This is a genomic window from Pseudomonas sp. 2957 (genome assembly GCF_031456345.1).
GTDB classification, from domain to species: domain Bacteria; phylum Pseudomonadota; class Gammaproteobacteria; order Pseudomonadales; family Pseudomonadaceae; genus Aquipseudomonas; species Aquipseudomonas siliginis.
In genome coordinates, this window is the sequence record NZ_JAVDUL010000001.1 from 449,212 (window position 1) to 472,094 (window position 22,883).

Annotated in this window: 24 protein-coding genes, 1 tRNA gene and 1 pseudogene; 17 read left to right on the top strand and 9 right to left on the bottom strand. The window is 60.2% G+C overall.

The features are described from left to right. Positions 1 to 73: 73 nt before the first annotated feature. The 3 genes and pseudogenes from J2Y39_RS02060 to J2Y39_RS02070 form a co-directional block, all read left to right on the top strand. Positions 74 to 163: transfer RNA gene (locus tag J2Y39_RS02060), tRNA-Ser, on the top strand. Positions 164 to 283: 120 nt separating this feature from the next. Then, positions 284 to 1,639, top strand: a complete 1,356-nt coding sequence (gene chrA / locus J2Y39_RS02065; RefSeq protein ID WP_310214777.1) for a chromate efflux transporter — start codon at positions 284 to 286, stop codon at positions 1,637 to 1,639. Continuing rightward, positions 1,621 to 1,773: pseudogene (locus tag J2Y39_RS02070) on the top strand (manganese catalase family protein); the annotation flags it as partial. The gene chrA and the pseudogene J2Y39_RS02070, both read left to right, overlap by 19 nt. A 23-nt stretch (positions 1,774 to 1,796) precedes the next feature. Here the strand turns inward: J2Y39_RS02070 and J2Y39_RS02075 are convergent. Further along, positions 1,797 to 2,795, bottom strand: a complete 999-nt coding sequence (locus J2Y39_RS02075; RefSeq protein ID WP_310214780.1) for a ribonuclease Z — start codon at positions 2,793 to 2,795, stop codon at positions 1,797 to 1,799. Positions 2,796 to 2,991: 196 nt separating this feature from the next. Here J2Y39_RS02075 and J2Y39_RS02080 point away from each other — a divergent pair, with 196 nt between their 5' ends. Continuing rightward, positions 2,992 to 4,569, top strand: a complete 1,578-nt coding sequence (locus tag J2Y39_RS02080; RefSeq protein WP_310214783.1) for a histidine kinase famiy protein — start codon at positions 2,992 to 2,994, stop codon at positions 4,567 to 4,569. 152 nt (positions 4,570 to 4,721) lie between these two features. Next, the gene (locus tag J2Y39_RS02085) at positions 4,722 to 5,699 is read left to right on the top strand and encodes an SDR family oxidoreductase (protein WP_150636526.1); all 978 of its coding nucleotides are present in this window, start codon (positions 4,722 to 4,724) and stop codon (positions 5,697 to 5,699) included. Positions 5,700 to 5,812: 113 nt separating this feature from the next. On the opposite strand, the gene J2Y39_RS02090 is transcribed toward J2Y39_RS02085, so the two are convergent. Further along, on the bottom strand, positions 5,813 to 6,004 hold the full coding sequence (locus J2Y39_RS02090; protein ID WP_016771242.1) for a DUF1508 domain-containing protein: 192 nt from the start codon (positions 6,002 to 6,004) through the stop codon (positions 5,813 to 5,815). Between the two features lie 275 nt (positions 6,005 to 6,279). Here J2Y39_RS02090 and J2Y39_RS02095 point away from each other — a divergent pair, with 275 nt between their 5' ends. From J2Y39_RS02095 to J2Y39_RS02120, 6 genes are all read left to right on the top strand, one after another. Next, positions 6,280 to 7,245: a glycosyltransferase family 2 protein gene (locus J2Y39_RS02095; RefSeq protein ID WP_150636528.1), complete on the top strand. Its 966-nt coding sequence runs from the start codon at positions 6,280 to 6,282 to the stop codon at positions 7,243 to 7,245. 3 nt (positions 7,246 to 7,248) lie between these two features. Further along, on the top strand, positions 7,249 to 7,959 hold the full coding sequence (locus J2Y39_RS02100; RefSeq protein ID WP_252877647.1) for a bifunctional 2-polyprenyl-6-hydroxyphenol methylase/3-demethylubiquinol 3-O-methyltransferase UbiG: 711 nt from the start codon (positions 7,249 to 7,251) through the stop codon (positions 7,957 to 7,959). After that, positions 7,956 to 8,342: a GtrA family protein gene (locus tag J2Y39_RS02105; RefSeq protein WP_252877648.1), complete on the top strand. Its 387-nt coding sequence runs from the start codon at positions 7,956 to 7,958 to the stop codon at positions 8,340 to 8,342. The genes J2Y39_RS02100 and J2Y39_RS02105 overlap by 4 nt, the downstream gene beginning before the upstream one ends. Then, positions 8,339 to 10,444: a DUF6311 domain-containing protein gene (locus J2Y39_RS02110; RefSeq protein WP_310214790.1), complete on the top strand. Its 2,106-nt coding sequence runs from the start codon at positions 8,339 to 8,341 to the stop codon at positions 10,442 to 10,444. Before J2Y39_RS02105 ends, J2Y39_RS02110 begins: the two co-directional genes overlap by 4 nt. Before the next feature lie 89 nt (positions 10,445 to 10,533). Continuing rightward, positions 10,534 to 11,454: a LysR substrate-binding domain-containing protein gene (locus J2Y39_RS02115; protein ID WP_056783563.1), complete on the top strand. Its 921-nt coding sequence runs from the start codon at positions 10,534 to 10,536 to the stop codon at positions 11,452 to 11,454. Between the two features lie 164 nt (positions 11,455 to 11,618). Further along, on the top strand, positions 11,619 to 11,984 hold the full coding sequence (locus J2Y39_RS02120) for a 5-carboxymethyl-2-hydroxymuconate Delta-isomerase (RefSeq protein ID WP_041478855.1): 366 nt from the start codon (positions 11,619 to 11,621) through the stop codon (positions 11,982 to 11,984). Between the two features lie 3 nt (positions 11,985 to 11,987). Here the strand turns inward: J2Y39_RS02120 and J2Y39_RS02125 are convergent, their stop codons facing one another. Together J2Y39_RS02125 and J2Y39_RS02130 are read right to left on the bottom strand one after the other, a co-directional pair. Beyond that, positions 11,988 to 12,923: a LysR family transcriptional regulator gene (locus J2Y39_RS02125; protein WP_056783567.1), complete on the bottom strand. Its 936-nt coding sequence runs from the start codon at positions 12,921 to 12,923 to the stop codon at positions 11,988 to 11,990. A 176-nt stretch (positions 12,924 to 13,099) separates the two neighbouring features. After that, positions 13,100 to 14,272, bottom strand: a complete 1,173-nt coding sequence (locus tag J2Y39_RS02130; RefSeq protein ID WP_310214793.1) for a cyanate transporter — start codon at positions 14,270 to 14,272, stop codon at positions 13,100 to 13,102. A 403-nt stretch (positions 14,273 to 14,675) separates the two neighbouring features. On the opposite strand from J2Y39_RS02130, the gene J2Y39_RS02135 reads away from it, so the two are divergent. The 5 genes from J2Y39_RS02135 to J2Y39_RS02155 all read left to right on the top strand — a co-directional run bounded on the left by J2Y39_RS02135 (position 14,676) and on the right by J2Y39_RS02155 (position 19,652). After that, complete coding sequence (locus J2Y39_RS02135; RefSeq protein ID WP_041478852.1) at positions 14,676 to 16,325, top strand: phosphoethanolamine transferase; 1,650 nt, start codon at positions 14,676 to 14,678, stop codon at positions 16,323 to 16,325. Positions 16,326 to 16,488: 163 nt separating this feature from the next. Next, the gene (rnd, locus tag J2Y39_RS02140; protein WP_024012017.1) at positions 16,489 to 17,622 is read left to right on the top strand and encodes a ribonuclease D; all 1,134 of its coding nucleotides are present in this window, start codon (positions 16,489 to 16,491) and stop codon (positions 17,620 to 17,622) included. Next, positions 17,619 to 17,912 carry a YcgL domain-containing protein gene (locus tag J2Y39_RS02145; RefSeq protein ID WP_041478850.1) on the top strand — a complete coding sequence of 98 codons (294 nt, stop codon included), beginning with the start codon at positions 17,619 to 17,621 and terminating at the stop codon, positions 17,910 to 17,912. Before rnd ends, J2Y39_RS02145 begins: the two co-directional genes overlap by 4 nt. A gap of 105 nt (positions 17,913 to 18,017) precedes the next feature. Then, positions 18,018 to 18,950, top strand: a complete 933-nt coding sequence (locus J2Y39_RS02150) for a D-2-hydroxyacid dehydrogenase (protein ID WP_041478849.1) — start codon at positions 18,018 to 18,020, stop codon at positions 18,948 to 18,950. A gap of 252 nt (positions 18,951 to 19,202) precedes the next feature. Next, positions 19,203 to 19,652, top strand: a complete 450-nt coding sequence (locus tag J2Y39_RS02155) for a YcgN family cysteine cluster protein (protein ID WP_016771232.1) — start codon at positions 19,203 to 19,205, stop codon at positions 19,650 to 19,652. A gap of 121 nt (positions 19,653 to 19,773) precedes the next feature. Here the strand turns inward: J2Y39_RS02155 and J2Y39_RS02160 are convergent, their stop codons facing one another. The 4 genes from J2Y39_RS02160 to J2Y39_RS02175 all read right to left on the bottom strand — a co-directional run bounded on the left by J2Y39_RS02160 (position 19,774) and on the right by J2Y39_RS02175 (position 21,991). Then, the gene (locus tag J2Y39_RS02160) at positions 19,774 to 20,151 is read right to left on the bottom strand and encodes a DUF2892 domain-containing protein (protein WP_252877654.1); all 378 of its coding nucleotides are present in this window, start codon (positions 20,149 to 20,151) and stop codon (positions 19,774 to 19,776) included. A gap of 81 nt (positions 20,152 to 20,232) precedes the next feature. Further along, positions 20,233 to 20,703: an RNA methyltransferase gene (locus J2Y39_RS02165; RefSeq protein WP_007911337.1), complete on the bottom strand. Its 471-nt coding sequence runs from the start codon at positions 20,701 to 20,703 to the stop codon at positions 20,233 to 20,235. A gap of 182 nt (positions 20,704 to 20,885) precedes the next feature. Beyond that, positions 20,886 to 21,257, bottom strand: a complete 372-nt coding sequence (locus J2Y39_RS02170) for a YajD family HNH nuclease (protein WP_003222612.1) — start codon at positions 21,255 to 21,257, stop codon at positions 20,886 to 20,888. 47 nt (positions 21,258 to 21,304) lie between these two features. Further along, the gene (locus J2Y39_RS02175) at positions 21,305 to 21,991 is read right to left on the bottom strand and encodes a spermidine synthase (RefSeq protein WP_056783581.1); all 687 of its coding nucleotides are present in this window, start codon (positions 21,989 to 21,991) and stop codon (positions 21,305 to 21,307) included. 81 nt (positions 21,992 to 22,072) lie between these two features. Here J2Y39_RS02175 and J2Y39_RS02180 point away from each other — a divergent pair, with 81 nt between their 5' ends. After that, on the top strand, positions 22,073 to 22,357 hold the full coding sequence (locus J2Y39_RS02180; RefSeq protein ID WP_016771228.1) for a hypothetical protein: 285 nt from the start codon (positions 22,073 to 22,075) through the stop codon (positions 22,355 to 22,357). Here J2Y39_RS02180 and J2Y39_RS02185 read toward each other — a convergent pair. Continuing rightward, positions 22,354 to 22,827: a cyclic nucleotide-binding domain-containing protein gene (locus J2Y39_RS02185; protein ID WP_016771227.1), complete on the bottom strand. Its 474-nt coding sequence runs from the start codon at positions 22,825 to 22,827 to the stop codon at positions 22,354 to 22,356. The genes J2Y39_RS02180 and J2Y39_RS02185 overlap by 4 nt on opposite strands. Between the last annotated feature and the right edge of the window lie 56 nt (positions 22,828 to 22,883).

Here is a 22,883-nt window from a genome sequence, read left to right on the forward strand (position 1 = left end):
ATCTGATAGCACGGAAAAAATTTCGTTTGGGGGGTTCGCAACCGACGAAAGTGTTGTTATGATGCGCGCCGTTGGAGAGATGCCAGAGTGGCCGAATGGGACGGATTCGAAATCCGTTGTACCTTCACCGGTACCTAGGGTTCGAATCCCTATCTCTCCGCCATTATTGAACAAGACGAAGCCCCCGTAATCATTGCTGATTACGAGGGCTTTTTCGTTTCTGGCGTTTTGTTCGCAATGCTTTTCGGGTACAACCTGCCGACTGCATAAAAGGAACAGCTCGATGAGTGAAGTTCAGCCGTTGGCGGGTGATGATGACGTTAGGCCGCAGAGCGTGAGTTTGCGCGAGGCGTTCTGGTTCTGGTTGAAGCTGGGCTTTATCAGTTTCGGCGGGCCGGCCGGGCAGATTTCGATCATGCACCAGGAACTGGTCGAGCGCCGACGCTGGATTTCCGAGCGGCGTTTTCTGCATGCCTTGAACTATTGCATGTTGCTGCCCGGGCCGGAGGCGCAGCAGCTGGCGACCTACATTGGCTGGCTGATGCATCGAAGCTGGGGCGGGATTGTGGCCGGGGCGTTGTTCGTGTTGCCTTCGCTGTTCATCCTGATTTTCCTGTCGTGGCTCTATATCGCCTTCGGTGAGGTGCCGGTGGTGGCCGGGCTGTTTTACGGGATCAAGCCTGCGGTGACGGCCATCGTCGTGCAGGCGGCCCATCGGATCGGTTCGCGGGCGCTGAAGAACAACTGGCTGTGGGCGATTGCTGCGGCGTCGTTTACGGCGATCTTTGCGTTCAATTTGCCGTTTCCGCTGATCGTTTTGGGCGCGGCGGTGATTGGCTATTTCGGCGGTCGAATGGCGCCGGAGAAATTCAGGGCCGGCGGGCATAGCGCGGCGAAGAAGTCTTTCGGCGCGGCGTTGATCGACGACGACACGCCAACACCGGCCCATGCCCGTTTCAGCTGGACGAAACTGGCCATGCTCGCCGTGATTGGCGCCGCGCTGTGGGCATTGCCGATGGGCGTGTTGACCGCGCTGTTTGGCTGGCAGGGCACGCTGACGCAGATGAGCTGGTTCTTCACCAAAGCTTCGCTGCTCACCTTTGGCGGGGCTTATGCGGTGTTGCCATATGTCTATCAAGGTGCGGTCGGTCACTACGGCTGGCTGACCCCGACACAGATGATCGACGGCCTGGCGCTGGGCGAAACCACGCCAGGGCCGCTGATCATGGTGGTGGCGTTCGTCGGTTTTGTCGGCGCTTATGTGACGCAGGTGTTCGGCGCCGATCAGGTGTTCCTCGCCGGAGCGGTCGCCGCCGCGCTGGTGACGTGGTTTACCTTTCTACCCTCATTCCTGTTCATCCTCGCCGGCGGCCCGCTGGTGGAGTCGACGCACGACGAACTCAAATTCACCGCCCCGCTTACCGCGATCACCGCTGCGGTGGTCGGCGTGATTCTCAACCTGGCGTGTTTCTTCGGCTATCACGTGCTCTGGCCGCAGGGTTTCAGCGGCAGCCTGGATTGGCCCTCGGCATTGATCGCCATTGCGGCAGCCGTTGCGCTGTTTCGCTTCAAACGCGGAGTGATTCAGGTGTTGCTGGGCTGTGCGTTGGTTGGGTTGGTGGTGCATTTGCTGCGTTAGTCTCGGCCGGCGTGCCATGGACGGCGGCGTATATCGACACCGTCGGTGAGCCTACCGCCGACATGCGCTCCAACATCGCAGCTGAAGCACGGGCGAAGATCGTCTATGAGCGCTTGATGGGGCGCGCGCCTGACATCAGCCGGCGCGCCCCGGTTAATCACTGTGAAATCTTGGTGACTTGCAAAGATTTGCGCTCGATCGCTACGGGCTGCAAATGCCCCAAGCGGTCGAGGTGATAACGCTGCAGGTCCCGCGCCAGAATCAGTTGGCCGTGATACAACGCTGCCGCTTCGTTGCGCACATCCTCGATCGACGGGCTCACCGCCGGATTGGCCTGATAGCGCGCGCTGAAATGCGTCAACACCAGATTGCGCACCCCGGCTGATTCGGCGAAACCGGCGACAGCGGCGGCGCTGCTGTGGCCGTAACTGGCACGAGCGCGGTCGATTGCTGCCTGCACGAATGTCGCTTCATGCACGAGCACATCTGCCGATTGCGCCACTTCGGCCAGCAGTGCCGGCCGATCGTTATCGCCGCAGACAATGATGCGTCGATCAGGTCGTGAACTCAGCAGATAGTCGCGAGCGTGCAGCATCCGTCCGTCAACCTCCACGTCCTGACCGTGGGCCAACTGACCCCAGAGCGGGCCGCGTTCGATACCCTCGGCATCCAGGCGCTGCACTTCCAGACGCGGTTCCGGGTCGGACTCGGTGAACACATAACCATGACACGGCACGCGGTGCGACAACTCAACGGTCTGCACCTGAACGTTGACGCTGCGCCACTCTGTAAGCGTTTCCACAGCATGCAGGTTGATCTCGAACGGCAGATACGATTGCGTCACCTCCAGACTCATTTTCAGCCAGGGATGCAGCGCTGTCGGCAGGATAATGTCCAGTGGTCGCGTGCGTCCGGACATGCCGGTGCTAGCCAGCAGGCCCGGCAAGCCCAGGCAGTGATCGGCATGCACATGAGTGATGAAAATCGCCCGCAACTCGCTCAGCGACAGCGGCGTGCGCAGCACCTGATGCTGAGTGCCTTCACCGCAATCGATCAGGTACCAGCCCTTGCCGGCAGAGGCGATCAATGCAGTCGCGCTGACGTTGCGCTGGCGGGTCGGCACGCCGGCAGACGTGCCCAGAAACAACAAATCCACGGTGGTTCTCCCTGGCGGATCGGATTTCAGATCTTGCGTGCAGTTCTCGGTGAGCTTTCGACAATCAGCGAGGCGATTCGGATCCATCGATGGAATGCGACAATTCATCGGACACCCGCCCTGGCGGTGTCCGGCCTCGGCACTTCGCTCGCTGATGATGGTCACAGCGAAACGGAGTCACTTAGCGGAGGTCAACTTGCCCAGAAAATCCAGGCCGATCGTCGACCGCGCCGATGCGGCGACCCTTTCGCAAGAACGCAAAGATGTGTTTTTCGCGGCGGTGCAGGTCAGCCGCATGGCCATGATTGTCACCGATCCAGCGCAGCCCGACGATCCCATCATTTTTGCCAACAATGCGTTTCTTGAACTCAGCGGCTACGAGCTGGAAGAAGTGCTCGGGCGTAACTGCAGGTTTCTGCAAGGCGAGCAGACTGATCGCGCGGTGTTGCAACGGGTCAAGCAAGCGCTGAAACATCAACACGAAACCTGCGTGGAGGTGCTCAACTATCGCAAGGACGGATCGTCGTTCTGGAACGAGCTGTTCATCGCGCCGTTGTTCAACGAGCGCGGGCAACTGGTGTATTTCTTCGCTTCGCAAATGGACGTCAGCCGCCGACGCGACGCCGAGGACGGCCTGCGCTACAGCGAGAACATGGAAGCGCTGGGCCAGTTGACCGGTGGCATCGCCCACGATTTCAACAATCTGTTGCAAGTGATGATCGGCTACATCGAGCTGATCCAGCACACCGCCAAGCGGCCGAGCATTGATCCGCAACGCATCGTGGTAGGCGCCGGCCACGCTCGCGCGGCGGCGGAAAAAGCACGTTTGCTGACCCAGCATCTGCTGGCATTCTCCCGCCGACAACGGCTCGAAGGCCGGGTGATCAATCTCAATGCCTTGCTTGAGCGCTCTGCGCTGCCGACGCATGAATCCGCCGATCTGGAACCGCGATTCGAACTGGCCGAGGACTTGTGGAACTGCCGGCTCGACCCGGCGCAGGCCGAGATGGCGCTGAACCATTTGCTTTCCAACGCTTGCGACGCATTGGTTGACCGGCAACAGCCAGCGATTACCGTGCTGACCCGCAACGTCGTGGTCCCGGACGCGACCGATCCGCACCAGGGCGGATTGGCGGCGGGGCGTTACGTCTGCATTGCGATCGCCGATAACGGCGTGGGCATTGCCGCCGACGATCTCGACAAGGTCATGGAGCCGTTCTACACCACGAAAGAGGAAGGTAGCGGCGCTGGCCTCGGGCTATCGATGGTCTACGGCTTCGTCAAGCAATCCGGCGGTGTGGTCAAAATCGAATCGACGCCGGGGCTCGGTACCACGGTGCGCCTGTTCTTCCCTGCGGATGACAGTCAGCTATCGGCACCTGGCTCCGCTGAAGCCGCAGAAAATCTCAAGGGCACGGAGCGCATCCTGATCGTCGAGGATCGCGCCGAAGTCGCTGAACTGGCGCGCTTTGTATTGTCCGAACAGGGTTACCACACCGACCTCGCTGCAGATGCGAGCGAGGCACTGGCCGTGCTGCAGAGTAGCGAATACGACCTGGTATTCACCGATTTGGTCATGCCGGGCGAGATGAACGGGCTGGCACTGGCGCGGGAAATCAGCCAGCGCTATCCGGCCATGAAGATCCTGCTGACGACCGGGTACTGCGCGGACGAGTCGACGCCCAATGAGCTGGCTGACAATGAGTTCGAATTGATCGCCAAGCCCTACGCGCCGGTGGACCTTTTGCGCAAGCTGCGCTTGATGCTCGGCTGAAAAAACGAACTGACGGCGCACGTTCGGCGTCCATCCTAAAGACTGCATTGAACAACCAGTGAGGGACCCGATCCCCGAGGAGATATTGGCAGTGAGCGATGACTTGATGATCAATAACGGGCCGATCGACTGAGCGTCGACGAGGACGGTTCATGCAGGAGCAATCTTTGGTGGTGATTAGCGGCGCCAGTGCTGGCGTAGGGCGAGCGGTGGCCCATCGGTTTGCCGCTGGCGGCTACCGCATCGGACTGTTGGCGCGTGATCCGGCGGGCCTGGCCGTCACGCAAGAGGAACTGCAAGCGTATGGCGTTCAGGTTGAAACCGTTAGCGTCGATGTCGCCGATGCGCTCGCCGTGCAAGAGGCCGCGCAGCAACTGGAAGCCACGCTCGGGCCGCTGGCGGTGTGGGTCAATGCAGCGATGGTCACGGTGCTCTCGCCGATAGAACAATTGTCCGCCGCCGAGATCGAGCGCGTCACTCAGGTGACCTATCTCGGCACGGTTCATGGCACGTTGGCAGCGCTGTCGTTGATGCGCCCACGCAACAAGGGACTGATCATTCAGGTCGGCTCGGCGCTGGCCTATCGGGCCATTCCGTTGCAGGCCGCTTACTGCGGGGCAAAATTTGCCGTGCGCGGTTTTACCGACTCGTTGCGCTGTGAGTTGCTGCATGAGCGCAGCCATATTCGCGTGTGCATGGTGCAATTGCCCGCGATCAATACCCCGCAGTTTGACTGGGCGCGCAACAAATTGCCCAAGCGTCCCCAACCGGTGCCACCGATTCACGACCCCGACGTAGCGGCACGGGCGATTTTCAGTGTGGTAAAGCATCCTCCGCGAGAGTTGTGGCTAGGGTGGTCGACGATCAAAGCGATTATTGGGCAGTCGGTCATGCCCGGTCTGCTCGACCGTTTGATGGCGCGAAGTGCATGGTCCGGTCAGCAGACCAACGAGCCTGAAGACAACGAGCACCCGGACAACCTGTTCGAAGCGCAGCCGGATCGGCATCAGATTCGCGGCCGCTTCGTCGGCCGTTCCAGGGATGCAGCGCTGGCCTTGACCTCGACGCAAGTGCTGGCGATATCGGCAGTGATTGCCATATTGGTCGGCGTGGTTCTATTACAGCTCTGATGCTTTCCCGCTTCGCTCCACTGTCGACGCATCTCTGCGCGCGCTGCTAGAGGCGCCGGGGTGCATGGAAGCAACAAATGCAGCACATGCACCTTTGATGACTGTGGTTTCGTTCAGATCTCTTTGATCGGCGTCTCGCCCTGTACTGCTTTTATCAGGTTGATCACGTGCAGGCAATCAGCCTTGTTCACATACGATTCGCCACTGGCCACCGTCTCGTGGTTGCGCGCACGCAGGCGCCAGCGCCATTGGCCTTTGCCAGTGCTGGGGGTGCCTCGGGTTTGTCGGTAGATTTCGAAATACATACGGTTCGCTCCCTGCGATCGATAGGCGCGCCCACCTGTGTGGCGCATCGACGCAAGCCTAGCGCAGCGGTTTTTTTTGGCTATCGGGGATTTGTTTCCAATCGTTCGCGGATGTTTCTGAAAGACGCTGGCCAGAGCGCCGCGACTGCCCGGCGAATTGGCCGATATGACGCCGTGTCCTGCTTGCACGTGCGTGCCGGCTGCTGCTTAATACGGCACGGCTCATGGCCTCGAAAGACTTTCGATGACCGACAAACTATAAAAAGAGCACTCCTTTGACTGAGCACGGAACGCAACAGGCCGGGCAGGTGACGTTGTCGCTGGTGATCCCCGTTTTCAACGAGGCCGACAGCCTCGACAGCTTTCTTTCGCGCATCGACGACGTCTTTCAGACGCAGGCACTGATCGATCTTGAACTGGTCTTCATCAACGATGGCAGCACCGACACCACCCTTGAGCGCTTGCTTGAGCGGCAGCGGCAAGACTCGCGTCTGCGCATCGTCGATCTAAGCCGCAACTTCGGCAAGGAAGCGGCGTTGTCGGCCGGTCTGCAAATGGCCACCGGGCAGATCGTGGTACCGATCGACGCCGATCTGCAGGACCCGCCGGAAGTCATTTTGCAGATGATCGAGCGCTGGCGCGAAGGTTACGAAGTGGTGCTGGGGCATCGTGTCAGCCGCCGCAGCGACACGTGGGCCAAATCGACCTCGGCCCACTGGTTCTATCGCCTGCACAACCGCATCGCCGAACAGCCGTTGCCGGAGAACGTTGGCGACTTCCGCCTGATGGACCGCTGCGTGGTCGATGCCTTGCTGACTCTGCCTGAGTCGCGCCGCTTCATGAAAGGTCTGTTCGCCTGGGTCGGTTTCCGCACCACTCATGTCGACTACGAGCGCCCCGAGCGCGTGGCCGGGCAAAGCAAATTCAATGGCTGGCGGCTGTGGAACTTCGCCCTCGAAGGCATCACCAGTTTCAGCACCGAGCCGCTGCGGGTCTGGACTTACCTGGGGGCAACGGTTTCGCTGGTGTCGTTTGCGTTCGCCATGTTCATTGTCCTGCGCACACTGATCCACGGTGTCGACTTGCCTGGTTATGCCTCGCTGATGGTCGCAGTCACGTTCCTTGGCGGTCTGCAATTGATCGGCATTGGCGTACTCGGCGAATACCTTGGCCGCACCTATATCGAATCCAAACGCCGGCCGGTTTTTCTGGTGCGTCGCGTTTACGACCCCAAGGACTGACAGATGGATCTCAAGGAAACCGACATCCTCGGCGACAGCATCGATGAGCATTGGTATTACTGCTGCAAAGCGGCGGCGACCCGGCGATTGCTGGGTAACATGCCGATCCGACGAATACTCGATGTCGGTGCCGGCTCGGGGTTTTTCTCGCATCATCTGCTGACCCACACCGACGCGCATGAGGCGTGGTGCGTCGACATCAGTTACCCCGCCGATTCAAGCGCCACCACCGCGGGCAAACCGGTGCATTACCGCCGCGGCATCGACAGCATCGATGCCGATCTGGTGTTACTGATGGACGTGCTCGAGCATGTCGACGACGACCTCGGCCTGCTCAAAAACTATGTCGATAAAGTGCCTTCGGGCAGTCGTTTTCTGATGACGGTGCCGGCGTTTCAGTTTCTCTGGAGCGGTCATGATGATTTTCTTGAGCACAAGCGCCGCTACACCCTCGCGCAATTCGAAACCCTGGCGGGCGATGCCGGTTTGACCGTGCAGCGCGGCACCTATTATTTCGGTGCGGTGTTTCCTATCGCCGCAGCGTTGCGCCTGATACCTCAAGGTTCGCAAACCGCACGGCCGCAGTCGCAACTCAAGCGTCATCACCCGTGGGTCAACAGCGTGCTCAAGACTCTTTGCCGACTGGAGTTGCCGTTGATGGGCAGCAACCGGCTGGCCGGTTTGAGCGTCTTTGTGCTGGCGCAGAAACCGTGATCGACAGTGATCGTTCAGCGTTGGTTCGCCGTGGTCTGCGCTTTGCCCTGACCGGGCTGTTCGTCACTGCGCTGCATGCGCTGGTGGCCGTGATGTTCATCCGCTTCATCGCGCCCGAACCACCGCTGGCCAATGGTTTCGCCTTTGCCGTGGCGACCGTTGTGTCTTATGTGATCAATACCACCTGGAGCTTTTCAGCTCGCCTGCACGGGCGCACGTTACTGCGCTTTGTGTCGGTCTCGGCGGGCGGTTTTCTATTGGCGATGCTGGTTGCCTGGGCGGCGCAAGTGGCGGGGTTGCATTATCTGCTCGGGATCGGTGCCGTGGCCATGACGGTGCCGGCGTTCACATTCGTTTTGCATAATTTCTGGACGTATCGATGAAGCTTTGCTCAACCTCTCGGGCGGCTGCGCTGTTGCCTGTGCTGCTAGGCATTCTGGCCTTTTTTATCGTGGTCGGCCCACGGGCGTTGAACCCGATGAACATTGCCTGGCTGGGCGACGGCGACCCGGCCACCCATTACCAGGGTTGGGTGTTTTTCCGGCACTCGCCATGGAGCTTTCCGCTGGGGCTCAATCCGTCTTATGGACTTGAATTGAGCAATGGCTTGATCTTTTCCGATTCCAATCCGCTGTTTGCCTTTCTGTTCAAGCCGTTTTCGGCGCTGTTGCCGGAGCCGTTTCAGTATTTCGGACTGTGGTTGCTGACCTGCTTCATTCTGCAGAGCTGGTTTGCCTGGAAACTGCTCGGCCTGGTGACCCGCGACGCGGTTCTGCGGTTGCTCGGCACCGGGCTGTTTTTATTCGTTCCGGCCATGCTGATCCGCATGAGCGTGCACCTGTCCCTGGGCGGGCATTTCATGTTGCTGGCCGCGCTGTACCTGGCGCTGCGGCCCTTCACGCCCAAGCGCTCTCTGGCCTGGGGAACGTTGCTGGCGGCGGCCGCGCTGATTCACGCCTATTTGCTGGCGATGATTGCGCTGATCTGGCTCGCCGATCTCGCAGCACACACCCTGCGGCGACATCTGGCGCCGCGCAAAGCTGTGGCCGAACTGATCGGTCTGTTTTTGCTGGTGAGTCTGTGTTGCTGGCAGGCGGGCTACTTCAGCGTCGGCGATGACGGTCTGGCACTGATGGGCTACGGTCTGTTCCGCGCCAATGTGCTGAGCTTTTTCGACCCGGGAACCTGGTCGTTTGCCCTGCGCGACATGCCCGGTGTGTTGGGCGATGGTGACGGTTTTGCTTTCCTTGGTTTGGGTGTGGTGTTCCTGTTCATCTGCGCCTTCGCGGCATGGCTGCAACGCGGCACGGCTGTTCACCTCAAGCCACGTCGCTACCCGTTGCTGTTGCTCGCGCTCGCCGGCCTGGCGCTGTTTGCGTTTTCCAACAACATCGGGGTCGGCCCATTCGAGTTGCACATCCCGCTGCCGGATGCGGTGGTGGCGGTGGCGACGATTTTTCGCGGTTCGGGGCGGATGATCTGGCCTGTCATGTACATGGCGATTTTCGCCATTCTGTACGTGGTGATTCGCGGCCATACTTCGCGCACGGCACGGATTCTGCTGAGCATTGCCCTGTTGCTGCAAGTGGCGGATACGCGTTCCGGTTGGGGAGAGTCGCGCAACCTGTTCATGGCCACGCCGGCGCCACAATGGCCGACGCCACTGGTTGATCAGTTCTGGGATCAGGCAGCCCGCCATTATCAGGCGGTGCGCTGGCTGCGCCCGGAGAATTATCCGGAGCAGTGGCGAACGCTGGCCGAGTATGCGGGACGCCATCATCTGCCGACCAATGCGGTCTACCTCGGCCGCATGAGTACCAAGGCCACCGAGGCGGCCCAAGCTGTGGCCGACCAGATGGTCAGCTCTGGTCAATACGCCACCGATACGCTGTATGTACTCGATAGCCGCACTGTGCTGCCGGCCGCGCTGACTCTCAATCGCGAGACTGACGTACTCGCCAGAATCGACGGTTTGAACGTGCTGGCGCCCGGCTGGAAGCGTTGCGCCGATTGCCCGCCCATCGTGGCCGCCGATCCCCTTACGCTGATTTCGCCAATGAAGTCGAACGAGCGTGTGACCTTCAACGTTACCAGCCTGGCGACGTTTTTCCTCGGCAGCGGATGGTCGAAAAGCGAACCGTGGGGTACGTGGTCCGAGGGCAGTGAATCGCAAATCATTCTGCGGCCCGAGGCCCCGGTGAGATCATTTGTGCTGGAAGCCAATGCTTTGATTGCGCCGTCGCATACCGAACAGGGGCTGGAGATTAGCGTCAACGATGTGCCGGTGCTCTCCACCCGTTTGCTCAAGGCCGAAGCGAACGTTGTCAGCGTTGATCTGCCAGCTGAAGTCCAGCAGCGCATTGAGCGTGAAGGCGTGCTGGTGATTCGTTTCCAGCACGCCGATGCCGTCAGCCCGAGAGCGCTGGGCATGGGACTCGATCCGCGCAAACTGGCCATTGGCATTCTGGCGTTGACGCTTCATTGACCCTTCAGTGACTGTTCGGCGCAGCGGCCCATAGACGCGGTTCTTGGGCCTTTCTACACTGCCGCTATTCCGGGGAGCAGGGGCAAAGGATGAACCGCAATGAACTACGCAAGGCCGACATCAACCTGATGGTGGTGTTCGAGACCCTGATGCTCGAACGCAACGTGACCCGCGCGGCGGAGAAGCTGTTTCTTGGCCAGCCGACCATCAGTTCGGCACTCAACCGTTTGCGCACGATGCTCAACGATCCGCTGTTCATCCGCGTCGGCCATCGCATGGAACCGACGGCTCGTGCCGAAGACATTTACCGCCATCTCAAACCGGCACTGGATTCACTCTCGGCGGCGCTGAGCCTGACCCGCGATTTCGATCCCGCCACCAGCACCATGACCTTTCGCATCGGCCTGTCCGACGACGTCGAATTCGGCCTGCTGCCGCCGCTGTTGCGCGCGTTGCGCCAAGAGGCGCCGAGCGTGGTGTTCGTGGTGCAACATGTCGATTACTGGCGCATTCCCGACCTGCTCGCTGCCGGCGATATCACCGTCGGCATCAGCCAGACCCGTGGCCTGCCGGCCAACGCCAAACGCAAACTGCTGCGGCATATCCAGCCAAGCATCCTGCGCGCCGATGCCTCTGATACGCCGCTGACCCTCGACGAATATTGCGCTCGCCCGCATGTGCTGGTGTCGCACACGGCCAATGTCAGTGGCTACGCCGATGAGTGGCTGGCGGAACTGGGGCGCACGCGGCAGGTGGTGTTGTCGGTGCCGCAATACAGCGCACTGCCGGCTTTGCTGGCCGGCACCGACCTGATCGCCAGCCTGCCGGATTACACCGCAGCGGCGATGGCGGCGTCCGGGGCGCTGTTCCAGGAACCGTTCCCGTTCAAGACGCCAACACTGGACCTGTCGATGGTCTGGCTCAGCCACGTCGACAGCGACCCTGCCGAACGCTGGCTGCGCTCGCGGCTGGAAGCATTCATGAGTGAACGGCCGCTTATTCAGATCTAACAGATGCCACGTATCCCTGTGGGAGCGAGCCTGCTCGCGAAGCGGTTCAGCAGGCGCGGGTGTGCAAACTGAAAGGACGCTTTCGCGAGCAGGCTCGCTCCCACAAATGACGCTGTGTGATTGTGGTATATGTACGCCCCGCATCCGCCGACTGGAGATCCGCAATGCCACACCTGCACATGGAATACACCGCCAACCTGACGCAGTTGAACGCTGACATCGCCCTGATCCGGCTCAACAACACGCTGGTCGGTTCCGGTCAGTTCGGCGCGGAGTTCGATATCAAGAGCCGCGCGATCAAGATCGACAACTTCAAGGTCGGCACGGCGCAGGGCGAGCGTGCCTTCGTCCATGTGAAACTGGCCTTGCTCAGCGGGCGCTCGGCGGAGATCAAGAAGCAGCTCTCGCAAAGTCTGCTGGCAGTGTTGCAGGAACTGTGCGAATGGCCGGCCGGGCTCGAAGTCCAACTGTGCGTCGAACTGCTCGACATTGATCGCGAGTCGTACAGCAAAGCCGCGATCGGCATCTGACGTTCAGGCGTTGTCCAGCTCGCTGCACACCTGAATCACCTGCTCGCGCAGCCAGACGTTGGCGCTGTCCTGATCGGCGTTCTGGCTCCACTGCATGTCGAGGGTGAAACCCGGCAGGCCGTTGGGCGCCTCGCAGTGGTTGAACACTGCGTCGTTGGTCAGCAGACGCTGGATACGCCGGGGCAGGGTGAGGATGAAATCGGTGCCGGTGATCATCTTCAACGCGGCGCTGTAGCTGTTCGATCGCGCGACAATCTGACGTTTTTGCGCTTGCCGTGCGAGCCAGCCGTCGACCATGTTGGTGCTTGAAGTCCACGGCGTTGGAAACACATGCCGACGTTCGGTGAATGCTTGCAGGCTCAGGCGCGGTTCGAGTGGCGTGGCGCGTTTGTCGAAGACGCAGACCAGGTCATCTTCCAGCAACATCCGTGATTTCAGATCCGCATGCTGGCGGTGAAAGTGCGGGCCGAAACTGATCACCAGATCGAGGCTGCCGTCGCGCAACTCTTCGGCCGGAACGTCGGTTTCGAATTTGTGCATGTTGACCATCACCGGTAAGTCATCGAAGTCGAAGCGCTTCAACAGACGCGGCAGAATCAATTGCTCGAAGTATTCCGGGGCGCAGATGTTGAAAGTCACCGCCTGCCGGCTCGGGTCGAAGGCCGGGGCGCCGGCATGACAGAGGTTGATGCTTTCGAGAATCTTCTGCACATGGCCGTACATGCTGCAGGCCTTATAGGTCGGGCGCATGCCGGTGCGGGTGTTGATGAACAGTTCGTCTTCGAAACTGGTGCGCAGTTTCTTCAGGCAATAACTGACGGTGGACTGGCTGACGAACAGGGTTTCCGAGACATCGGTGACACTGCTCTGCTCGTACACGGCGACGAATACCATCAAGTCCTGCATATCGAGCTTGCGAAGCAAATTACTGTTCAGCATGAGTTCCGTCTCGCTGTGCCCCTCGCGCAGAATTCGCGCAAACGTGTGCGTACGATCCTAACGGAACGATGGTGCCAGGAGAAACCCTCGTAGGACATTTCACGGACACATGTGGGACAGAAACTTTTAGCAACACGACGTTGCCAATCTCGTGCGCAAAAGATGGCCAGAGGCCTCTAGCCCGGGCAGGGCAAGTGACGTGTGTAGTCGCGAGGGTTGAAGCGCACGACCATCAGCAGCATGAGCACCACTACTGCAGTCAGCGCCCACCACGCGCCTTCGAAACTGCCCAGCCGATCGCGAATCATCCCTGCCAACAGTGGCGACAGTCCTGCGATCAGATAACCGATCCCCTGTACAAACGCGGTCAGGCCACCGGCGCGCTGCGGCTCGTCGCAGTGATCCAGTGCAACGATCAGGCTCATCGGAAACAGACCGCCAATCCCCAACCCCAACAGACAGGGCCATAACAGGGCCAGAGATGGCGGGGCGAGAATCAGCCCGCAGAAACCGCCGATGATCAGCAACAGCAGAACCGCCAATATCCCACGCCGGTCACGGCTGCGATTGGCGATCGCAGGCACTGCCAGGCCGGAAATGACCTCCATCGCTGTAAGAAAACCCAACAGCAGCCCGGCGTTCTGTTCACTCCAGCCTTTTTCCACGTAATACGGGGCAAGCCAGGCGAGGACACAGGTGTAGGACGCCGTACCGAGGCCAAAGAAAATCGCCAGCAACCAGGCGCGACGGCGCGTGATGAAAGATTCCCGCTGGGTCACCCTTGGTAGGGCTTGCGCGGGCTGCAAGCACCAGACCAGCAACGCGACCAATGCCAACGCCGCCCAGATGGCCAGCCCGATGCGCCAACTGCCGGTCTGCACCATCACCAGCGGCGCGAACGATGCGGCAATCGCGGCGCCGCCCATGATCGAAGTCACGTAGATGCCCATGCACAACGCCACGTTGTCAGCAAAGCGCGTCTTGATCAGCGCCGGCATCAATGCCTGAATCAGGGCTATGCCAATACCGGCCAGTATCGCGCTGACGATCAGCTCGCCCGCAGAATCGATAAACAGCCGTGACAGGCTCGCCAGCCCGATGACAAGCAGCGACAGCAGCACCGTGCGTTGTTCGCCCAGACGCTGGCTGATGCGCAGGCCGAAGAACATCGCCAGCCCCATGGCCATGACCGGCAGCATCGTCAGCAAAGAGGCAAGCGTGAAGCTCAACGGTATATCGCTACGGATCGCCGACAGCAGCGGCCCGATGGCTGCCATTGAGGGGCGCAGATTAAGTGCAACAAGAATGATCGCGAGTATCAGCCAAGCGGCGGGGCGGGAGTGATTCATCAGCGGGCCTTTGAGTGCAGAGGCTGATGATTAGGCGTCGCGGCGCGCGCATCGGCAAATCAGAAAACCCCGGGCCAGACCTAAAAACTCGATAACACCCCTGTCCCGATGTGGGAGCGAGCCTGCTCGCGAATGCGTTCCTCCAGACAAACATTCATTTGCTGACATTGCGCTTTCGCGAGCAGGCTCGCTCCCACAGAGGACATTGTGAAGTGCCTGAAACTGAATAAACCCTGAATCATTCTCAAATACTCGCAAACTTTCACGTTCGTACTCCGAGGCAACTAATCATTAGCATCTTTTTCACGAAAAATTGATCCATGCCTGCCTAAAGTTTGGCATGCCTCGGTGAATGAATTTTTCACAATCGACGAGGCTCTTCTTTCAGGAACAGTCACTCATCATGTTGAAGTTAAAAGCCGTGCGCCCGGAATGGGTGACGTTGTTTGCCAGCGCCTTTTTGTTGCTCGGTTTCAATCTGGTGCTTTGGCAACACCTGTTCGAGATCACCGCCGCCGATGGCAAGGGCATCGCCATGCGCGTGGCGTTCGGCGTGATGATCCTTGCCGCGTTCAATATCGTGCTGACGATATTCGCGTTCCGGCCACTGCTTAAACCACTTTTGACTCTTTTGTTTTTAGTCAGCGCCGGCGTGGCTTATTTCATGAGCCAATATGGCGTCATGATTGATGCGGGCATGTTGCGCAACTTTGCCGAGACCAACGCGACGGAAGTGCGTGATCTGCTTTCGTTGAAGTTGTTCGCTTATATTCTCTTGCTGGGTGTTTTGCCGTGTTTGTTGTTGTGGAAAGTACCGGTCAATTATCGGCGCTGGCATCGCGAGTTGTTCAGCAAAGTTATTGTCAGTGTTGCCTCGGCGGCGGTGATCGGCGTTGTGGCATTGGCCAACTATCAAGGTTTGTCGTCGCTGTTTCGCAATCACCACGAAATTCGCCTGATGCTGGTGCCGAGCAATTACATCGGCGCATCCATTGGTTATCTGCAAGAGCAAGTTGTCTCGGCGCAGCAGCCGTTCATCAAGATCGGCGAAGATGCCCAGCGCAACCCCGACTTGCAGCTACAGCCACGCAAATCCCTCACCGTGCTGGTGGTAGGGGAAAGTGCGCGGGCGCAGAACTTCGGCATTCTCGGTTACGACCGAGACACCACCCCGCAACTGGACAAAGAGGCTGGCCTGATCGCTTTCACTGATGTGCATTCCTGCGGCACGGAAACGGCTGTCTCGGTACCGTGCATGTTCTCCAACATGGGCCGCAAGGATTACAACGCCAGCAAGGCCAGGAATGAGGAGGGCTTGCTCGACGTACTCAAGCGCGCCGGCATTGATGTGATCTGGCGCGATAACCAGTCCGGCTGCAAAGGCACTTGCGACCGCGTCACGGTGCAGGATGTCAGCAAGTTGCAAGACCCGGCGTTGTGCGCCAACAGCGAATGTCGCGATGAAATCCTCCTGCAAGGGCTGCAAAGTTTTATCGATCACTTGGACAAGGACACCGTCCTGGTTCTGCACCAGATGGGCAGTCACGGCCCGGACTACTTCAAGCGGTATCCCAAGGAGTACGAACACTTCACTCCGGTCTGTGAAAGTAACGCGCTGAACAATTGCAGCCGCGAAAGTATCGTAAACGGTTACGACAACACCTTGGTCTACACCGACCATGTGCTGGCGAGCCTGATCGATGTGCTGCGCAGCAATCAGGACAAAGTCGACACCGCCATGCTCTATCTGTCGGACCACGGCGAATCGCTGGGCGAGTACAACCTGTTTCTGCACGGCACGCCTTATATGCTGGCGCCCGAGCAACAGAAGCATGTAGCGATGCTGGCGTGGTTCTCTGACAGCTATCAGAAGGCCTATTCGGTCGACACCCATTGCCTGCAACTGAGCCGGGACAAGCCGCTGAGCCAGGACAATCTGTTCCACTCGATGCTCGGCCTGCTGGAAGTGCGCAGCAGCGTCTATCAACCTGCCTTGGACATGTTTGCCGGCTGTCGTGGCGCGGTGATCGACGGCGTGTTGGCCAAGCAGTGAAGCGTTTCCTGCCCGTCGCGCCAATGCGACGGGCCTTTCTGTTTCTGCTGTCAGACTATTCTTGCTGACAGGCAAGATATTTCCTTACAGCTCTTGCCCTTCAAAGGCGCGTAAATCGTCGGTGGCGATATATACTGCGCGCCATTCTTCAAGGGAGAGCCGTGTGGCTATCGATATTCACTGGATTCGCGACAACGAAAGCCTCGCGCAGTTTTGCGCCGAGTGGCAGCAGCTGCCGTTCGTTGCCCTCGACACCGAATTCATGCGGGTCGACACCTTCTACCCGATTGCCGGCCTGTTGCAGATCGGCGACGGCAAACGCGCCTACCTGATCGATCCGCTGACCATCAACGCCTGGCAACCTCTGGCCGCGTTGCTGGAAAACCCGGCGGTGCTCAAAGTCCTGCACGCCTGCAGCGAAGACCTCGAAGTGCTGTTGCGCCTGACCGGCAGCCTGCCGGCGCCGCTGTTCGACACGCAACTGGCCGCCGCTTACCTGAACCTCGGCTTTTCGATGGGCTACTCGCGTCTGGTGCAGGAGGTGCTCGGCATCGACCTGCCAAAGGGCGAAACCCGTTCCGACTGGTTGCAGCGACCGCTGTCCGAAACCCAGATCAGCTATGCCGCCGAAGATGCCGTGCATCTGGCCGAGGTGTTCGTCGAGTTGCGGCCCAAGCTGTCCGACGACAAGTTCGCCTGGGTGCTGGAGGATGGCGCCGAACTGGTCGCCAACCTGCGCCGCGAAACCGATCCTTACGAGGTGTATCGCGAGGCGAAACTGGCATGGAAGTTGTCCCGTGCACAACTCGCCGTGCTGCGTGAGCTGTGCGCCTGGCGCGAAAAAGAAGCCCGCGCCCGCGACCTGCCGCGCAACCGCATCGTCCGTGAACACTCGCTGTGGCCCTTGGCCCGCACGCAGCCGGATAACCTCGCGGCGCTGGGCAAGATTGAAGACATGCACCCGCGTACCGTACGTCAGGACGGTCAGTTTCTGCTTGATCTGATCAAGCGCTCTGGCAGTGTGGGGCCAGATCAATGGCCGCCGGCAGTGCCGGAGCCGTTGCCGATCGAAGCCGCTGCGTTGATCAAACAACTGCGCGCGCTGGGTCAGGCCGAGGCCGAACGCTTGGGTATTGCCCCGGAACTGATGCTGCGCAAGAAAACCCTCGAAGCCCTGGTCAAAAGCGGCTTCCCCGAGGGGCCTTACCAATTGCCCGATTCGCTGCGTGGCTGGCGCCGCGAATTGCTCGGCCAGAAGCTGCTCGACAGCTTGGCCACCGCCGGAGAACAGCCTTGAAACGTATTTGCTCCATCTACCAAAGCTCCAAGCGCAGCGGCATGTATCTCTACGTGCTCAAGAGCGATGCGCTCGAGCGCGTGCCGGAAGCGCTGATGACGGCTTTTGGCAAAGCGAAGCATTCCTTCGATCTGGTGCTGTCGCCCGAGCGCAAGCTGGCCAGCGAAGACATCACCGTGGTTCTGGAAAACCTCGACAAGCAGGGCTATCACCTGCAAATGCCACCGGCCGAGGACGAGTACATCGAGCACTTGCCCGAAGAGTTGCTGCGACGCAACGACCCGGTCTGACCCGCGAGGCCCTGTTCTGGGCCTCGGTTAACCCTGGAACTGTTTTTACCGCGATGGCCGGCCCGACCCCGGCGGCTGTCTGCACGGTTTGCGAAAGGTTTGAAGATGCGCGTTCTGATTGCCGAACACGACTACGCGATATACGCCCGCCTGCTGCGTCAGGCGCTGCCCGAGCTTGAAATCCTGACCAGCGGCGACTCCGCCGAACTGGCGCGTCAGGCCGCCGATTGCCCGGTGTGGCTGGGCCAGCCGGATCTGCTGGCGACCTTGCTGCGCCAGGGCCATCAACCGCAATGGCTGCAATCGACCTGGGCCGGCATCACGCCGCTGCTCGCCGACGGCCTGCGCCGCGACTATCGACTGACCCGCGCCGTGGGGATTTTCGGTCAGGTCATGGCTGAATACGTGCTGACCTACATCCTCGGCCACGAGCGCGAAGTGCTGGCGCGGCTGGTCAGCCAGGTCGAGCGCAAGTGGGACAACCGCAGCGGCCAGAGTCTGGTAGGGCGCAAGGTGCTGATCGTCGGCACCGGTGACATCGGCCAGAGCGTTGCGCAGTTTCTGCGGCCGTTCGGCGTCGAGCTGTACGGTATCGCCAGCAGTGCCCGCGAACAGGCGCCATTTGTCGAAGTCGGCGCGCTGGCCGATCTTCCGCGATTGGTGGGCGAAGTGGATTACGTGGTCAATCTGCTGCCGAACACCGAACACACCCACGATATCTACGACGCGGCGCTGTTCAAGCAATTCAAGCCGACCGGATTGTTCATCAACGCCGGGCGTGGCGTCGCAGTGGTCGATGCCGATCTGGTAGAAGCCTTGAAGGAAGGGCATCTGGCCGGCGCGGTGATCGACGTTTGCCGTCAGGAGCCATTGCCGCAACGTCACCCGTTCTGGACCGCGTGGGGCTTGCTCCTGACCGGGCACAGCTCGGCACCGACCTCGCCGGCGCTGATGGTGGATTTGTTTGTGCAGAATCTGAAAGCGTATGAGGCAGGTGAAGCGTTGCGTGGCGAGGTAGATTTCACCCGCGGATATTGATCCAGCGCCGATCATCGTGGGAGCGAGCCCGCTCGCGAAGAGGGCGTGTCAGTCGACAACAGCGTGTCTGACACAGCGCTTTCGCGAGCAGGCTCGCTCCCACATTGGTTTCAAAGGGTAGTCACCAGGTTGCTCAGTGGGCGGCGCTGGCGCTGACAAGCGGATTTACCGGCAGTCGCCAGCGCTTGGCCCCCGCGCCCGCTGGCACTAGACTGGCGGCCTTTTCACCACCTTGATGTTGATGCTTGAGCCATGGCCGCCATAGTCGAACCGTTCTGGAAACGCAAAACCCTCGATCAACTCGATCACGAGGAATGGGAATCGCTGTGCGACGGCTGCGGTCTGTGCTGCCTGCAAAAGCTCGAGGACGAAGAAGACAACAGCGTCTATTACACGCGCATCGCCTGCAAACTGCTGGATCTGAAAACCTGCCAGTGCAGCGATTATCCGAACCGGATCAAGTTTGTCCCTGACTGCATTCAGCTCACGCCGGGTCAGGCGGAGGAATTCAAGTGGCTGCCGCCGACCTGTGGTTATCGTCTGGTCAGCGAGGGCAAGGATCTGCCGTTATGGCATCACCTGGTGTGTGGCGACCGCGACGCGGTGCACCATGAGCGGATTTCCCAGTCCGGGCGCATGCTCGCCGAAGGCAGCGTGCCGGAGGATGACTGGGAAGATCATCTGATTTTTCGCGCGGGTTGATGAGGTGGTGAGTTGTTGAACCCGTAAAAATCAAAAGATCGTAGCCTTCGGCAGCTCCTACAATGGAAAACGTGATTCCGTGTAGGAGCTGCCGCAGGCTGCGATCTTTTGCTTTAAAGCCTCAGACGCCGGCCTTCGGCGAGGTCAGCGAATCATTGCCGGTGACGGTCGCCGTTTCCGTGGCCACTTCGGCATTGGTCTTCAACTTGCTCAGTTCTTCCCCGGCGCGTTCGATCTTCGCCCGCACGTTGCTCATGTCCTGACGGCCTTTTTCCAACAGGCTTTTCGCCGAGCAGTGTCCGGTGATGCCACGGGCTACGGCCATGCCGCCGAGCGCCACTTGCAGCAGGCCGAATACGCCGCCACGGCGCAGGCCCTTGCCGACCATCAGCACGCCGCCGGTCAACGAGCCGACGCGCTCCCAGCCATGCACATTCTTGTGCGAAGGCGACTGGAACGGGGTGGATTCGATGCGTTCTACGCGTTTGAGCTCGCTCATGATCTATCTCCAGGCAGGGTGCGATTGATAGATAAGCTGACTGCCGGGGCCGTCAGCTTGTTCCATCGAATGTGCGACGCTTCAGCGGAATTTCGGCCCGGAGCGGGTGTTCAGGCCCTTGGCCATGCGGTCGTAGAGCACGACGTTGACCGTGGCGGCGAGATTCATGCAGCCGGTGGTCGGGATGTACACGACGTCTTCGCACCAGTCGCGAATCTCTTTATCCAGCGAGCCGTCTTCCGGGCCGAAGATGTACAGGGCGCGGTCGGGGTGGGTGTATTCCGGCAGCGGCCGGGCGCCTTCGACCAGCTCCACTGCGACGGGAACGCAGTTGAGCGGAAGGATTTTTTTCAGGTCGTCGATGCCGATCAACGGGATGTCGTAGTGCACGCGCTTGGTGTCGGTGACGAAGTCGGCGGCGCGTTCATAACGCTTGCCGGTGTAGAACACCGACGCCACGCCGTAACAGCCTGCGGCGCGCATCACCGAACCGACGTTCTCCGGTGATTTGGGGTTATACAAACCAATGCAGCTGTACCGTTTGTCTGCCACGAGCGGGGTGCCTTCGGGAAAAAGAGGGCGATTATACGGGGATTGGGGGAGGGCGGGCAGATTCGAGATTTGTGGTGCCTGGCCGGCCGCCTTCGCGAGCAGGCTCGCTCCCACAGGGGAACGCATTTCAACTGTGGGAGCGAGCCTGCTCGCGAAAGGGCCAGCTCAGGCGATGAAGATCTTCAATCTTCTTTTTTCATCAGGCCAGCCAGGGCCGCAAACGGGTTATGCGTGGCCTTGGCGATCTTCGGTGTGCTCAGCGAGCCGTCGCCGAAATACTGCTGATCGGTGTAACGCGAGTGCTCGTTGTCGTGGCAATACAGGCACAACAGCTCCCAGTTCGAGCCGTCCTGCGGGTTGTTGTCGTGGTTGTGGTCACGGTGATGCACAGTCAGTTCGCTCAGGCGCTTGCCGGAAAACTCACGGGCGCAGCGGCCGCAGACGTGTGGGTACATCTTCAGGGCTTTGTCGCGGTAGCCCATTTCCTTGTCGCGCTGGTTGTCGGCGAGGATGCGGTCCAGCTTCGACGTGTTGGTGGGGGTGGACGAACTCATGGGTTCACCTTTGCAGAAAGACTGATGACGGTTATGCGCAGTTTAGCTCAGCCCTTGAGCTTCTCGGCAATCCAGATCGTGTGACGGGTGCCCTTGTTGCCGTGGGCGAAGACCTGGACTTCTTCGGCTTTGAAACCGGCCTTCTTCAATTTGTCGGAAAACTGTCGGTCGGCGCTGGCCGACCATACCGCGAGCACACCTTTGGGGCGCAGCGCCTTGGCGCAGGCATTCAGACCTGCGGCGGAATACAGCCAGCTGTTGGCCTTTTGAGTCAGGCCTTCGGGGCCGTTGTCTACGTCAAGCATGATCGCATCGAAACCGTTCGGCTCGCTTTGCAGCACATTGGCCACATCTTCCTGACGGATCACCGTGCGCGGGTCGAGCAATGGCCGACCGGACTTCTCCCCGAGCGGGCCGCGATTCCACTCGACTACGCCGGGCACCAGCTCAGCGACCACCACTTCGGCGGACTTGCCCAGGTGCTTGAGTGCCGAGGCGAGGGTGAAACCCATACCCAGGCCACCGATCAACACCCGCGAATTCGACCGGCCGGCGACCTTGCGGCAGGGGATCTCGGCCAGCGCATCTTCAGAACCGTGCATGCGCGTGTTCATCAACTGTCCGCCGTCGCCGCCCTGGATCTTGATGACGAAATCCTCGCCATACTCGAACAGGCACAGGGCACCGCCGTTTTCAGGGATCGGGGTGGTGTCGAGCAGAACGAAACGTTTCATGGAAATCTCTAAAGGGGGGGAAGGCAAGCAGGCGCGTTGGGAGTAGCCTGAGCACAGACTAAAGGCCAAACGGAGCCCTTGATGAAGCGCACCATTCTAACGGTCATTACCCTGGCCGCGCTCGCGATTACTGCAGTGCAGGCCCAGCAGAGCGTTCCGGTCAGCCCGACGCCGCAGCCCGGCTCGCCCGGCACCGCGACGCCGACGCCGTATCCGCAGATCACCCCGATCACCCTGCCCAAGTCGGGCGCCGGTAGCGGCAGCCCGCCACTGGTGCCGATTGAAATGCCCAGCCCGCCGAGCAAGGATCAACCGGTGCCGGGCATCGAGCCGAACGGCAACAAGGTCAAATCCCCCGGCGGCTAAACCTGTTGCGCGGCGAGTTGGCCGTCGGCCATGCGCAGGCGTTTGGACAGCGAGACGGCGAGGGCGCGGATGATCTTCGCGGCGATTTTCGGCGCGTCGTTGAGCATTTTCTCCAGCGAGTCCTTGCCCAGATTGAGCAACTGACAATTGCTCGCCGCGATGCAGGTAGCCGAGCGGCGCTCGCCATCGAGCACGGCCATTTCACCGAAGGCCCGACCGCTGCGCAGGGTGGCCATGGTGATGACCTGGCCGTCAGCGCCGGTTTTCTGCACGGCGACCTGGCCGGTGTGGATGATGCACATGAAACTGCCGGCATCACCCTCGCGAAAAATCGCCTCGCCTTCAGCCACGGTGCTGATGCTGAAATAGCCGGAAGCGGCCGCGAAGTCGGCCAGCTGCAATTGATCGAACAGGCCACAGTCCATCAGCCAGTCGCGGATTTCGTTGTTCAGAAAGGTCGGTTCGGACATGTCGATGCGGTCTTTTTGTTATCACTGTTTCCAAGGAGCACACGGTCCCCATGTAG